Raw genomic sequence first — 12,962 nt, forward strand, 5'->3', positions numbered from 1 at the left:
TAAGCAGAATATGATGAATTTGAAGATTGTAGCAAGATTGCAGGGGAAGGGTTATTCTTAAAAGTGTGATTTGGTTTGCACTTTGTTGTGATCCAGTATTTCGTCATTTTAAAGTCATGATTTGGTACTGAACGAATTTTTTAAGCTCTCGTAAGTCTTCCTTGTCGATGATCTCAATAAAAAAAACCGCAGGATTAAGCTGCGGTTTTTTTAGCGTGTAAAACGAATTAACCAGCTTTTTTGTTTAAGCTCTGAGTTAAACCATTAATATCGCCACCTTGGATACCAAGCTCACTCATCAAGCTATCAATCAGTGGGGCCTGGCTGCGGTAGCGTAGGGCACTATTTACCACTTGGTCTGACAAGGCAACATTACCGCTACCTTCGTGGTGAGCATCACCTTGGCAAGAACCTGCATGTCCAGCATTTAGGCCATTCACTTGCAAAATCTTAATGTCATCAATGTTTTCCATTGGTTTAACACTTTCGCGAATGATTTCAGGTAAGTATTTCAGCATCGCTAAACGAATTTGCATTTCAACCTGTTCAGATGACAATACGTTGTTTGCTTCGTTCACTGCACGTGTACCTTCAGCATCAACTTTGTATTGTTTTTCCATCGCTTGAGCCAACAGAACTTTTGCGTCAGCTTCACCTTTGGCTTTTAAGCGAACTTTTTCAGCTTCGGCTTCAGCTGCAATACGGATAGCTTCAGCTTCATCTGCGGCTGCTTGTTTACCCGCTTCAGCCGCGACAGTAATGGCAATCGCATCTTTCTCCGCTTTTTCTTTCGCAGAGACCAATTCAACAGCTTTTTGACGTTCAGCTTGTTGGATTTGACGAACGGTAATCACTTCTTCTTCGGCTTTTACCGCTTGAGCACGGGCTTGATCGGCATGTGCCTTAGCTTCAGATTCAGCACGAGATTTTTCAGCAATGGCAATTGCACGGTCTTGCTCAGCGAGTTCAATGGTTTTCTTTTGTTCCACTTGGGCTTGCTGAATAATTTGTGACTTTTGAATATTTTGATTTTCAACGTCACGTGCCGCAGTAATACGCTTTAAGTCAACTTCACGTTCAGCAGCAATACGCGCTTCTTCGGCTTCACGTTTTTTAGCAGCTTCTTGTGATGCAATTTCTGCAAGCTGTTCTGCACGACGGATTGAAATTTCACGTTCTTGTTGCAGTTTTGCATATTCTTCTTCACGCAAAATTTGTAGACGTGCTTGTTCTGCTTCTAAGTTCTTGGTCTTAATTGCAAGATCTGCATCTTGTTCAATCGCATTACGTTTACGACGACGGTCTTCAATGGTTTCTGTCAGTTTAGTTAAACCTTCAGCATCGAACGCATTTTGTGGGTTAAAGTATTTAAAGCCTGTTTGGTCTAAACCAGTTAATGAAACGGTTTCAAGTTCCAAACCGTTTTTATGTAAATCTTCAGACACCACTTGCTGAACTTTTTGAACGAAGTCGACACGTTTTTCATGCAACTCTTCCATCGCCATTTCTGCGGCAACTGCACGTAGAGAGTCAACGAATTTTCCTTCGACCAAATTCTTAAGTTCATTCGGTGACATGGTCTTTTGACCTAAAGTCTGTGCTGCTGTAGCAATCGAATCAGCTGTCGGTTTCACACGGACATAGAACTCCGCCATCACGTCGACACGCATACGGTCACGTGTAATCAGCGCTTGGTCATCTGCACGGCGTACTTCAAGACGTAGGGTGTTCATATTGACTGGAATAATTTCATGCAGCACCGGAAGCACAATGGCACCGCCACCTAAAATCACTTTTTCACCGCCGAAGCCTGTACGCACAAATGAAATCTCTTTACTTGAGCGACGATAAAGTCGAGCAATAATAAAACCAATAAAAATAAGTGCGGCAAAAATTATCCCGACTGAAACAAGGATACCGCTTGGAATAATGTCTAACATGGACGTTTATCTCTTTTGTTGTAGTTCAAGTTAACCCTCTAAAGTGCTAACAAGTTTGGTTTAAAAATCAGTATTTTGTTGACTCATCATGACTTCGAGATTTACAGAAGGAATGATGCGTTAAATGTATTTATATGGTGTTAGAAGAACTGATTGAGCATCAATTTATTAAAAATTTAGAGCATGGTGGCTTGAAAGCCTACATTTGTTTTTTGGGTTAAAACCACTGATTGACCTTGGCTGAAAATTTCATCTTGTTCAGGTTCAACCAAAATATAATGGGTCAATCCGTGTTGATCTTTGACTTTGGCTTGAGCAGGAGACTGTGGTCGTGCATCACCCAAAATGATCGTGGCCGTTCTACCGATCAATTCATCACTATAAATGGCGGTTGTTTCATCTTGCGGTAAAATACGGGCAATGAGCATTGCGCTAAAACGTACGAAGGGCATGCACAGAAAAATACATGCAGGTGCAATAATCCATGCACTAAACATCATACTGGTCATTTGGTTAACGATGGCTTGAATAGTAAAGCCCAATAAACTATAGACACATAAGAAAATGATGAGCCATACAAACAGTGGAATACGACCCAAATACAACCAATCGAGCACACGTGTCACGATACCTGCATCGGCATCTACACCTAGCTCTGCATTATGACCAACATCCTCAGGTAGGAATTGATCTAAGAAGCCTTGAGAACCGCCCCCTAAAATTGTTAACACAATCTCAAAAAGTCCAAACAAGAACATTAAGCAGAGACTGATGCTAAACACGATATTAGACGGGTGAGTAAACAATTCCCACATTATATTTATCTCTATATTTATGCTTATAAAAAATCAAAAAAAAATAATTCTGGCCGAATTTTTTTCAGTAAATAAAATAACATTATCTGTCGAAATTGTGTAAAAAAATTACAGATCAGATTAACAAAAAGTCGGCTTTTATGTGAGCTATTACTAAGTTTTTCTTTAAAAATAGGTGATCAATTAAGTCAGGATTATCTAAATCTAAAGTTAATAGTATTTCTGCTTTACCCATTTAAGATTTAAGTCATTGTGATCAATCAAATTTTCAGTCTAATTGCAGATATATAAGTGGTCGTGCTTAACGGAGAGAAATGGCTTGTTAAAAGGCACAGAAAACAATGTTAGGAAATGTAAATTTATAACCGTCACGGCAGTGCTGAGAGCTTTACCGTGACTTTCGATGTCATATGGAGATTTGAACTGGTGTTCAATAGAGCTATTTTTAGGTGGCTTTAACCGTTTTTATAACAATGAAGTTTGAATGCGTACTTTCATATCTAAAGCCGCTTGAACAATAAAGGTTTTCATCCACTTCACTTGTTCGCCCATCGGATTGGTTTTAATCGCAGTGTCTAAAAAGCCCATGCTTTCAAGTTGAAACAATTGCTTTTCGATCTCTTCTTCTAACTGGGTGCTATTGGCTGCGAGCGGGAAATGGATTAAGTGAAATGCTTTGGGAAAATTATAAAAAGCATAGAGCAGATTAAATGCACGTTGATCGGCCTTTAAATTGCCAGCGCCAATTTCGTAGCCGCGATCTTGGTTACTGTGAGTCACCCCAATCAAAAATTCGAGTTTATTGTCCAAAAGTCGTAGGCCGAACTGAAGGCCAATTTGGTCAGCACTCAGCTCATGTTGGATAAAGTTATTCAGCGGACTGCCGTCATCATTTAAGGCTTCTTGGAGCACGAGCATGTGTGAAGAATGCTGATAAATATAGCCAGCAAGACCTGCGGCTTCAATCAGCGACTTTAAGGTTTCAAGCGTATAGTGACTATATGGCATATCAATAACTATTGGAGAGTGATATAGCTACTTTAGGTAGTTTGAGCGAGTTTGAATACCGATTATTTAGAGGATTTAGCGATTAGTTAATTGATAAAAAATTGCGTAAAATTACGGATCTCGGACTAGAATAATACTGAAATTGATAAGTCTATCGTATTAAATTAATTAAAATTGATAAGCAGTATCAGACAATTTGTATATGACGAATAAGAATATCAATATCACAAAACAAGCAATCGTTATGAAAGCTTAATCACTATAATGTATATATATCTTTAAAAGTGTAATAAGTACACATATTCTAAGCTGGTGTTGTCCATGTCATTAAATGAGGAAAGACTTACTCATCTTAAACAGCTTGAAGCTGAGAGTATTCATATCATCCGTGAAGTTGCTGCTGAGTTCGAAAACCCAGTCATGCTGTATTCAATCGGTAAAGATTCAGCGGTCATGCTGCATCTTGCTTTAAAAGCATTCTATCCTGCCAAACTTCCATTCCCACTACTGCATGTAGACACGGGTTGGAAATTTAAAGACATGATTACTTTCCGTGACAACATGGCAAAAGAGCATGGCTTTGATTTGATCGTGCATCAAAACAAAGAAGGTAAAGATGCAGGCGTGAATCCGTTCGATTACGGGAGCTCAAAATATACTGACATTATGAAAACTCAAGGCTTAAAACAAGCACTTGATAAATATCAGTTTGATGCGGCTTTCGGTGGTGCGCGCCGTGACGAAGAAAAATCTCGTGCCAAAGAACGTGTTTACTCATTCCGTGATACCAAACACCGTTGGGACCCTAAAAACCAACGTCCTGAACTTTGGAATCTTTACAACGGTAAAGTGAACAAAGGCGAAAGTATTCGTGTGTTCCCATTGTCTAACTGGACTGAGTTGGATATTTGGCAATACATCTACCTTGAAAATATTAAATTGGTTCCTTTGTACTTGGCTGCTGAACGTCCAGTGGTTGAGCGTAACGGTACACTGATCATGGTTGATGATGAGCGTATGCGTTTGAACGAAGGTGAAGTGCCACAAATGAAATCGGTGCGTTTCCGTACTTTAGGTTGTTACCCATTAACTGGTGCGGTTGAATCAACTGCAACAACTTTGCCGGAAATTATCCAAGAGATGCTTTTAGCCACCACATCTGAACGTCAAGGTCGTATGATCGACCATGATGAAGCAGGTTCGATGGAAAAGAAAAAGCAGGAAGGTTACTTCTAAGAATCTTAAGAAATCTCCCTTGCGCAGCAGTGCTGCTCACCCTCTTTACTAAACAGGGGGAACTCCCGAGAAAGAACGGAGCAAAGTCTCCCTTTCTTAAAGGGAGATTTAGAGGGATTAAAAAGATTCAGAAACCGATTTCAAAAGAATATGTGGAGCTTTGAGCAATGTCTCATCAATCAGATTTAATTAGCCAAGACATCTTGGCGTATTTAAAACAACATGAAAATAAAGACCTTCTACGTTTCCTCACTTGCGGTAACGTGGATGATGGTAAATCGACTTTAATTGGTCGTTTGCTTTACGATTCAAAATTGATTTATGAAGATCAATTGCAAGCCGTAACACGTGACTCTAAAAAAGTCGGTACTACGGGTGATGCGCCTGACTTGGCTTTACTTGTCGATGGTCTGCAAGCGGAACGTGAGCAGGGTATTACCATTGACGTGGCTTACCGTTATTTCTCTACAGAAAAACGTAAGTTCATCATTGCTGACACCCCAGGGCATGAGCAGTACACACGTAACATGGCAACTGGTGCGTCGACTGCAGATTTAGCGATCATCTTGATTGATGCGCGTTATGGCGTTCAAACCCAAACTCGTCGTCACTCATTTATTGCGAGCCTTTTAGGTATTCGTAATATCGTGGTTGCAGTGAACAAAATGGACTTGGTTGAATTCTCTGAAGCGCGCTTCAATGAAATTCAAGCAGAGTACAATGAGTTCGTAAACCAATTGGGCGACCGTAAACCTGCGAACATTATCTTCACGCCTATTTCTGCGTTGAATGGTGATAACGTTGTAAACAAATCGCCAAATACGCCGTGGTACCAAGGTCAGACTTTAATGGAGACTTTGGAAACTGTTGAAATTTCGCATGATACGAGCAAGCACGAATTCCGTTTCCCAGTTCAATATGTCAACCGTCCGAACCTCGATTTCCGTGGCTTCTGCGGTACGATTGCACTTGGTGAAGTAAAAGTTGGCGATACCATTACTGCATTGCCATCTGGTAAGTCGTCTACGGTTAAAGAAATTGTAACTTTTGACGGTAACTTAGACCATGCTGTTGCAGGTCAAGCGGTGACTTTAACACTGAATGATGAAATTGATATTTCACGCGGTAACGTGTTGGTAAAAGCGGGCGAACAGCCTCTAATTTCACGTTCTGCACGTGCCTCTGTGGTATGGATGACAGATGCGCCTTTAGTGGTTGGTAAACTGTATAACGTGAAGTTTGGTACACAAACCATTCCTGCGAAAGTTGCGAAAATCAACTACCGTACCAATGTAAACACATTGGAAAAAACGGAAGTTGAACAGCTTGAACTGAATGCGATTGCAGATGTAACGATTGAGTTTGATGCGCCAGTGGTATTTGACCGTTATAAAGATAGCCGTTACACAGGTTCATTTATATTTATTGACCGTTTAAGCAACGTGACTGTTGGTGCGGGTATGGTTGAATCTGCGGTTGAATGGACTGCACACAACGAGCCTGTAACTGCTGAAGCGCGTGCTGCACGTTTAGGTCAAAAACCTGCTGCGGTAACTGTGACTGCAAAAGCCCTTGAAAATGCGCAAGCGATTGAAAGCTTATTGATTCAGCAAGGTGTGGTTGCAATTGCGAAAGCTGGTTTAACTGTGGAGCAAGTTGCACTAGTTCGTGAAACTGGTGTGGTTGTGATTACTGATAGTGCTGAAGGTACTGATGTGACTTATACAGTGGAGACTGCTGAAGAAGTTGCTGAGAAAATTGTTGAGTTAGTTCGTCTGTAATAGATTGAATTGATTTAAAAAAGATCCGCCTAATGGCGGGTTTTTTTATTGTCTTGAATTTAATTGCTGATAAATAAAACACTTGGATTATGTGTGATGATTCACATAAATGTTTTCTCTATAAAATGCTCTTATAGAGGGGTGTTTATGAAAAAAATATTATTTTTAATGGGGTTATGTGTATTAACTTTTAGTGTTGATGCAAAACAGAGTAGTCAAAGTACTGAAAAAATTAAGCAGAAGATTATTCAGCAATCAATTGAGAATTATCCTGGTAATTGTCCTTGTCCTTACAATACTGCAAGTAATGGTAGTCGGTGTGGTAAGCGCAGTGCATATAATCGCGCAGGTGGATATGCGCCACTTTGCTATCCTGAAGATGTGAGTGATCGGATGGTAAAAGAATTTATTAAGCTATAAAATGCTTTTTTGCGTTATGTATTATTAATTTGGGGGATTTTATGTTAAGAATATTTTGTGTACTTATATCTATGTGTGCATCTTCTTTAGTTTTTGCTAATGATCAATGGCAACGAATAGGTTATGACTCTGATCGTGAATTTTTTTATGAATATAATATAGACTCGATTAGCCAAGTCGCAGAATATCCTTATACAAGTAATAAAAAGGTTTGGGTGAGAAAAACTGTTGTGAATGATATATCTCAGGATGGTTTGTCTGTTGGAGATTATACAATGCAATTAATGTGGATAAATTGTTCAGCTAACACTCTTGGTTTAAAATCTATAGTAGGCTATAAAAAGACTGGTAAGGTAATTCCAAATTATAGCAATACTAATTCATATGTTCAGATGCAAGATGCTATACCCGGGACTATGGGGGAAGCGTATGTAGATAGCGTATGTAGCTGATAAGGTAATGAAACCAAAATTATATATAAGCCATTTCACAGTGGCTTTTTTTAATATCTTAAATAAAACATGACAAATATTAAATTGATGTTAAGATATATCTTAAATAATCTTAAGGTGTATCTTTGCGATGTCAAATTCAGACCTTTTGGACGTAAGCGATAGTCCAGTCAAAACCCGCAAACGCCTGTTTGAAGCAGGGCACATGAAACTGTTGGTGCTGCATCTGATCTCCCAATCGCCTAAGTTTAGCTACGACATTATTAAAGATGTAGGCGCAATCGTGGGCGGTGGCTACAGCCCAAGCACAGGGACAATTTACCCAACGCTGAATTACCTCGAAGAACAGCAATACATCCATGCAGAACTAAATGCCGAAGACCGTAAACAATACAGCGTTACGCAGTCAGGCTTAGTACATCTAGATGCAGAAAAAGCCACTGTAGAGAAAATTCTGTGTCGTTTTGATACCCGCAAGCAAATCCACAACAACGAAAAATACGTTGATATCAAACGCGCGATGGAAAACCTAAAAGCATCCCTGCGCATCAAAATTCAGCACAGTGAACTGACTCCTGAACAAGTGTATGCCATTGCAGAAAAAATCGATCAGGCGGCAGTCGAAATCAGCCGTATGGAGGTGACACAATGAAACAGCATCAATATGAAATTACGCTCAAACACATTGCTGATGCGCAGGGCAATCCTTCGACTTATACCGAAGCGTTGCAGTTTAATGCCTACAACCATGATGACATGTTTAAGGTATTGGAGCATTTGACTAAAGCGAAGTTATTAGATGAAGAAAAGACTAAAGCCTTTGCTGTGGGTTTAAAACTGTTTGGTGAAACCTTGCTGGAAAATAAAGACCATCCTTTATTTAAAGATTTCATGCCGCATTTCGGCCAGTTTATGAAAACACTGAAACAAACCGTAAAAGCCCAGAACGCAGCCCAAGACGAATAATAGGTATTTACAGATGAATCAACTCCCAAAATTTCATCCCAAACACATGACTTGGCTGATGCCCCTAATTCTGTCCGGCATTATGAGCGGTTCAATTTCCTGCTTTAATATGCTGATGAATAAAGGTTTAGTTGAAGGTTTTCTTGGTATTTGGCTGCGTGCATGGAGCATGTCGTGGATGATGGCATTTCCACTTATTTTGATTGTTTTGCCATTGGTGCGTAATACGTTAATGAAGTTTGTGCGCTTACCGAATGAGCCTGCATCTAAATAGAAGGTACATCCATTTAGTCATGAGTTGAGTGTGACTGCATAGCATCTTGAATGATGGCTGTTAATTCAGTCAGTGATTTGACACCTGCAATACGTTGAATCACTTTCCCGCGATAAAACAGCAAGGTAGAGGGTAGTCCATAAACGTTATAACGCAATGTCAGTATCGGTGAGGAATCAATATTCACTTTGCCAAATTTAAGCCGTGTATGCTGCGCTGACATTTGACTTGCGCACTGCTCAAATACTGGGAAGTTCTGTACACAGGGCGCGCACCAGTCTGCATAGAAGCGAATCACGGCAAAACCATCAAACCATTCATAGTCACTGGCGTTATCTTCATTGTATTCAACGATCTGAGACATGCTTGGCCTATTATTCATTTACGAAATACACTACAAATTATACATAAGTCCATGTTTATTCATTCTGCGCCATTTCTATGTTCAAATAGTGCAGAGATAGATGAATATTCAATAATTGAAAAGGGAAAACAATGTCACAGCAAAGCATGCAGCAGGTCATTATTACTGAGCCGGGCGGTGTAGATAAACTGGCCTATGAAAGTGTTGCCATCCCAGAAGCGAAAGCAGATGAAGTGTTGGTTAAAGTGCATGCCTTTGGCATCAACCGTCCAGACATCTTGCAGCGTCAAGGTTTATACCCAATGCCGAAAGGCGTAACGCCAGTACCGGGTTTAGAGGTTGCAGGCGAAGTAGTTGCTGTCGGTGCGGATGTTACTTTGTTTAAGGTGGGCGATAAGGTTTGCGGTTTAACCAATGGTGGCGGTTATGCAGAATATTGCGTGGTGCCTGAAAGCCAAACCATTGCGATTCCTGAAGGCGTCAGCTTTACTCAAGCTGCAGCGATTCCTGAAACATTCTTTACCGTTTGGGCGAATGTATTCCAAATGGGCAAAGCCAAAGCAGGTGAAACGGTGCTGATTCATGGTGGAACCAGTGGTATTGGAACTACGGCAATCATGCTGTGTAATGCGTTGGGCATGAAAACCTTTGCAACAGTCGGTTCAGATGAAAAAGTGGCAGCGATCTCTGATATCACGCATGCGATTAACTACAAGACTCAAGACTTTGAGCAAGTGATTAATGAAGCGACCAATGAGCAAGGTGTAGATGTCATTTTAGATATTGTTGGCGCACCGTATTTGGCGCAGAACCTCAATCTATTACGTCGTGATGGTCGTTTGGTCTATATCGCATTTTTAGGTGGTGCAAAGGCCAAAGAGGTGAAACTGGGTCAAATCATGATGAAGCGTTTGACCATTACAGGCTCAACCATGCGTGCGCGTAATACTGCAGAAAAAGCAGAGATTGCCAAAGGCATTCAGGAAAATGTTGTTCCGTTATGGTCTAAAGGTGAATGCCTGCCAATGATTTACAAAACATTTAAGTTTGACCAAATTCAAGAAGCACATGCAGCCATGGATACAGGCGAGCATGTGGGTAAGATTGTGGTTGAAGTGATCTAAAGGATTATTTTTAAAACGCGATGTATTTGCAGGGTGTTTTAAAATAATTAAAGAGGGCAATGTCCCTCTTTTTTATTGTATTCCTATCTGATTTGACGCAGTAACATCAAAAGCACAATTTGATTCAAATAAAAGAATGATACGCGGTAAGGTCATCCGCAAGTGTATGAGACAGGGTTGTTTTTAATCAAAAATGTTTTTGCAATACTTTGAATAAGTAGACGCTAGTGAACGAGTTTTGCGGATGACAATGGTTTTGGGTACTTTTGCCGAAACGAAAGTACCTCCAGCCGAAGGCTAATCCCATTATTCAATCCCTAGATGTAAGACTCTGTCGAGTAGATTTAAATATCGGTAAATAATGTGAAATTACTTTTACGTGCGTAACATCTGTTGCTAAATTTTAGGCATAAAAAAACCAGCTTATCGCTGGGTTCTTTATTACACCATCTTCAGTAGTAGAAGAATGGTGCCCGAGGCCAGACTCGAACTGGCACGCTTTGTGGGCGGGGGATTTTAAATCCCCTGTGTCTACCGATTTCACCACTCGGGCTTAACAAGATTGGAGGCGGAGGTCGGAATCGAACCGGCGTACACGGAGTTGCAGTCCGCTGCATGACCACTCTGCCACCCCGCCATGTCTTGTTGATGCGTATATTAGCAAGCTCTGAAAAAAAAACAATAGCAGATTCATCTGTATGAGCATAAAAGCAGCATACAAGGTAAAAAATTTAAAATAATCATGTATTATGTGCAAAATTGATTCATATCATCACTTGGAGAAGTGCCGTGGCATTAGTTTTAGATGGTCGTGCATTGGCGAAGAAAATTGAAGCTGACTTGTTGACTCGCGTAGAAGCGCTAAAAGAGAAAACTGGTCGTACCCCAATTCTTGCGACTATTTTGGTAGGTGACGATGGTGCATCTGCAACTTATGTACGAATGAAAGGGAATGCTTGCCGCCGAGTTGGTATGGATTCATTAAAAGTTGAGCTTCCTAAAGAAACTACAACTGAGCAATTGCTTGCTGAAATTGAAAAATTGAATGCAAACCCAGATGTTCACGGTATTTTGTTACAACACCCCGTACCTGCTCAAATTGATGAGCGTGCTTGTTTCGATGCGATCTCTCTTGAAAAAGACGTAGATGGCGTGACCTGCTTAGGTTTTGGTCGTATGGCGATGGGTGAAGCGGCATATGGTTCTGCAACACCAGCAGGTATCATGACCATTCTAAAAGAAAACAACATTGAAATCGCAGGGAAACATGCGGTTGTTGTGGGTCGTTCTGCAATTTTGGGTAAACCAATGTCTGCGATGCTACTTGAAGCGAATGCAACAGTGACCACTTGCCACTCACGTACTCAAAACTTAGCTGACTTTGTTAAGCAAGCTGACATTATTGTGGGTGCGGTAGGTAAAGCTGAATTGATTCAAAAAGATTGGATCAAACCAGGTGCAGTGGTTGTTGATGCTGGCTTTCATCCACGTGATGGCGGCGGTGTAGGTGATATCCAATTGGTGGGTATTGAAGAAGTTGCTTCTGCTTATACACCTGTTCCGGGTGGTGTAGGTCCTATGACCATTACAACGTTGATTCGTCAAACTGTTGAAGCTGCTGAAAAAGCGTTGGGTTAATCTTTTAATAAAAAGATATTTTAGTCACAACGGAGTCTTACCGTTGTGACTAAAATGTAAGAAGCTCGTATGTTACTTTTGTTTCGGCAAAAATAACCAAAACCATTTGTCATCTGCTGAACTCGACAGAATCAGTCTTTTGATTAATGGTATCGCAGAAACAGTGTTCATTCGATTAAGGTCTGTCTCGCACAGCAGCAGATGACGATGTCGCATATCTAATACGTTTATAAATTCAAATAAAATCATCTCCAAGGCTTAATATGAGCTGTACTTTCCAATTCCCCAAAGCCCCTGAACATTTACTGAAAGCACTGCATGAAGTCATTCCACATTGTGAATTACATGCTCAACAGTTGCCTGAAACCCCCATTTCTTTATGGTTGATACCGCCTGTATTTCCAACCGATAAATTGGATGATGAAGTCATTCGCCGTATATGGAATGATACGCCGTATTGGATCTTTTGTTGGGCTTCAGGGCTTGCAATGGCGCAGTGGTTGTTGGCAGAGCCGCATCATGTCAAAGATAAAGTGGTGTTGGACTTTGGTGCAGGTTCAGGCGTGGTGGCGATTGCAGCAAAAATGGCAGGGGCGAAACGCGTGATCTGCTGTGACATCGACCAAGTGAGCCTAGATGCCTGCCGTGCGAATGCTGAGCTGAATAATGTTGAACTCGAATATTTAGACGATCTGTATAAAGCCGAACAAGTCGATATTTTATTGGCTGCCGATGTGCTGTATGACCAATGCAATCGTTTCTTTTTGGATGAGTTTTTAAAGTTTGCTCCAGAAGTGTGGGTGGCAGACAGTCGTGTGAAAAACTTTAGTCATCCTAAATATGAAAAACTCGATGAACGAAGCGCGACGACATGGCCTGATTTGGATGAATCACCTGAGTTTCGTAATGTGAGTTTTTATAAAACCCTATAAATTTTGAGCCGA

General features: G+C 40.7%; 14 protein-coding genes and 2 tRNA genes. 10 read left to right on the top strand and 6 right to left on the bottom strand.

All coding sequences use genetic code 11. From position 1 onward, the window contains the following. Window positions 1–227 precede the first annotated feature (227 nt). The 3 genes from FTT99_RS12855 to FTT99_RS12865 all read right to left on the bottom strand — a co-directional run bounded on the left by FTT99_RS12855 (window position 228) and on the right by FTT99_RS12865 (window position 3,763). Entirely contained in the window at window positions 228–1,940 is a 1,713-nt protein-coding gene (locus FTT99_RS12855) for a flotillin family protein (protein ID WP_180131589.1), read from the bottom strand. A gap of 176 nt (window positions 1,941–2,116) precedes the next feature. After that, a complete protein-coding gene (locus tag FTT99_RS12860) occupies window positions 2,117–2,755 on the bottom strand; it encodes a YqiJ family protein (RefSeq protein WP_180131587.1) in 639 nt (212 codons plus the stop codon). Between the two features lie 465 nt (window positions 2,756–3,220). Then, window positions 3,221–3,763 carry a hypothetical protein gene (locus tag FTT99_RS12865; protein ID WP_111884395.1) on the bottom strand — a complete coding sequence of 181 codons (543 nt, stop codon included), beginning with the start codon at window positions 3,761–3,763 and terminating at the stop codon, window positions 3,221–3,223. Between the two features lie 321 nt (window positions 3,764–4,084). Here FTT99_RS12865 and cysD point away from each other — a divergent pair, with 321 nt between their 5' ends. From cysD to FTT99_RS12900, 7 genes are all read left to right on the top strand, one after another. Further along, window positions 4,085–4,999, top strand: a complete 915-nt coding sequence (gene cysD, locus FTT99_RS12870) for a sulfate adenylyltransferase subunit CysD (protein WP_078189893.1) — start codon at window positions 4,085–4,087, stop codon at window positions 4,997–4,999. Window positions 5,000–5,166: 167 nt separating this feature from the next. Beyond that, the gene (gene cysN / locus FTT99_RS12875; RefSeq protein ID WP_180011013.1) at window positions 5,167–6,780 is read left to right on the top strand and encodes a sulfate adenylyltransferase subunit CysN; all 1,614 of its coding nucleotides are present in this window, start codon (window positions 5,167–5,169) and stop codon (window positions 6,778–6,780) included. 147 nt (window positions 6,781–6,927) lie between these two features. Then, entirely contained in the window at window positions 6,928–7,200 is a 273-nt protein-coding gene (locus FTT99_RS12880) for a hypothetical protein (RefSeq protein ID WP_180161571.1), read from the top strand. A gap of 41 nt (window positions 7,201–7,241) precedes the next feature. Continuing rightward, complete coding sequence (locus tag FTT99_RS12885; RefSeq protein ID WP_180161573.1) at window positions 7,242–7,652, top strand: surface-adhesin E family protein; 411 nt, start codon at window positions 7,242–7,244, stop codon at window positions 7,650–7,652. A gap of 130 nt (window positions 7,653–7,782) precedes the next feature. Beyond that, a complete protein-coding gene (locus tag FTT99_RS12890) occupies window positions 7,783–8,304 on the top strand; it encodes a PadR family transcriptional regulator (protein WP_180161575.1) in 522 nt (173 codons plus the stop codon). Continuing rightward, window positions 8,301–8,618 (top strand): DUF3861 domain-containing protein, encoded by a 318-nt coding sequence (locus FTT99_RS12895; RefSeq protein WP_180161577.1) that lies wholly within the window; start codon window positions 8,301–8,303, stop codon window positions 8,616–8,618. The genes FTT99_RS12890 and FTT99_RS12895 overlap by 4 nt, the downstream gene beginning before the upstream one ends. A 13-nt stretch (window positions 8,619–8,631) precedes the next feature. Continuing rightward, window positions 8,632–8,892 carry a DUF2798 domain-containing protein gene (locus tag FTT99_RS12900; RefSeq protein ID WP_180026651.1) on the top strand — a complete coding sequence of 87 codons (261 nt, stop codon included), beginning with the start codon at window positions 8,632–8,634 and terminating at the stop codon, window positions 8,890–8,892. A gap of 13 nt (window positions 8,893–8,905) precedes the next feature. Here FTT99_RS12900 and FTT99_RS12905 read toward each other — a convergent pair whose 3' ends face one another. Continuing rightward, entirely contained in the window at window positions 8,906–9,256 is a 351-nt protein-coding gene (locus FTT99_RS12905; protein ID WP_180020679.1) for a co-chaperone YbbN, read from the bottom strand. A 131-nt stretch (window positions 9,257–9,387) separates the two neighbouring features. Here FTT99_RS12905 and FTT99_RS12910 point away from each other — a divergent pair, with 131 nt between their 5' ends. After that, complete coding sequence (locus tag FTT99_RS12910) at window positions 9,388–10,380, top strand: NAD(P)H-quinone oxidoreductase (RefSeq protein ID WP_180049110.1); 993 nt, start codon at window positions 9,388–9,390, stop codon at window positions 10,378–10,380. A gap of 467 nt (window positions 10,381–10,847) precedes the next feature. On the opposite strand, the gene FTT99_RS12915 is transcribed toward FTT99_RS12910, so the two are convergent. Together FTT99_RS12915 and FTT99_RS12920 are read right to left on the bottom strand one after the other, a co-directional pair. Then, a tRNA-Leu gene (locus FTT99_RS12915) sits at window positions 10,848–10,933 on the bottom strand. Between the two features lie 10 nt (window positions 10,934–10,943). Beyond that, window positions 10,944–11,017, bottom strand: a tRNA-Cys gene (locus FTT99_RS12920). Between the two features lie 152 nt (window positions 11,018–11,169). Between FTT99_RS12920 and folD the strand changes: the two genes are divergently transcribed. Together folD and FTT99_RS12930 are read left to right on the top strand one after the other, a co-directional pair. Further along, window positions 11,170–12,018 carry a bifunctional methylenetetrahydrofolate dehydrogenase/methenyltetrahydrofolate cyclohydrolase FolD gene (gene folD, locus FTT99_RS12925; RefSeq protein ID WP_078192972.1) on the top strand — a complete coding sequence of 283 codons (849 nt, stop codon included), beginning with the start codon at window positions 11,170–11,172 and terminating at the stop codon, window positions 12,016–12,018. Between the two features lie 263 nt (window positions 12,019–12,281). Further along, window positions 12,282–12,950, top strand: a complete 669-nt coding sequence (locus tag FTT99_RS12930; protein WP_078189884.1) for a methyltransferase — start codon at window positions 12,282–12,284, stop codon at window positions 12,948–12,950. Window positions 12,951–12,962 lie beyond the last annotated feature (12 nt).

Origin of the sequence: Acinetobacter sp. YH12040 (assembly GCF_013420005.1) — a bacterium.
Lineage (GTDB): Bacteria > Pseudomonadota > Gammaproteobacteria > Pseudomonadales > Moraxellaceae > Acinetobacter > Acinetobacter amyesii.